This window comes from Rhodovulum sp. BSW8 (assembly GCF_003314725.1).
GTDB lineage: Bacteria > Pseudomonadota > Alphaproteobacteria > Rhodobacterales > Rhodobacteraceae > Rhodovulum > Rhodovulum visakhapatnamense.
Window position 1 is genome coordinate 1 of sequence record NZ_QNVX01000019.1, and the last position, 535, is coordinate 535.

At 70.7% G+C, this 535-nt stretch carries 1 pseudogene; it reads left to right on the plus strand.

Annotation, left to right across the window (positions count from 1 at the left end):
* A pseudogene (locus DSD19_RS11355) lies at positions 1-460 on the plus strand (hypothetical protein); the annotation flags it as partial.
* Positions 461-535 lie beyond the last annotated feature (75 nt).

Sequence of the window (535 nt, forward strand, 5' to 3'; positions counted from 1 at the left end):
CCGCCGCCAATGGCGCAAGGTGCCTCTGGCCAGGGATGCCGCCGCTTCGGACATCCGCGCCGACGCTCTCGGCCCCGGCACACCCGGCCGGGAAGACGACACCCCCTTCCTCGGGAAAACGATCCCCGGGATCGTTTTCCGATCCGCCTCATTGCCGGACTTGCCCGACCGGATCCCCCAGGCCGAGGATATCGGCACCGTGACCGCGGACGGCGCTTGCGGCACTCGACGCGGTCACAGCGCCATCATCCTGCGCGGCGCCACGGCGATCATCCCGGTCCGGAAAAACGGCCGGCCATGGACAGAGAACTGCCCTGCGGCGCTCGGCTCTGCTCCCGGACCGATGGCGGATATCGGCTTGCCCCGCAACGAAACCCTGCGCGCCACGCGGTCCCGTGGCAGGGCGTTCCGGACGCGGCGGACAGGATACCACGCCCGAAGTCGCGCCGAGGCAAAGATGCCCGCGCCGGTTCGCTCGGACCGGTGGCGCTGAATCGGCTCGGCCCCAAGTCCTTCGGAGAGCGCATCGCCGCGA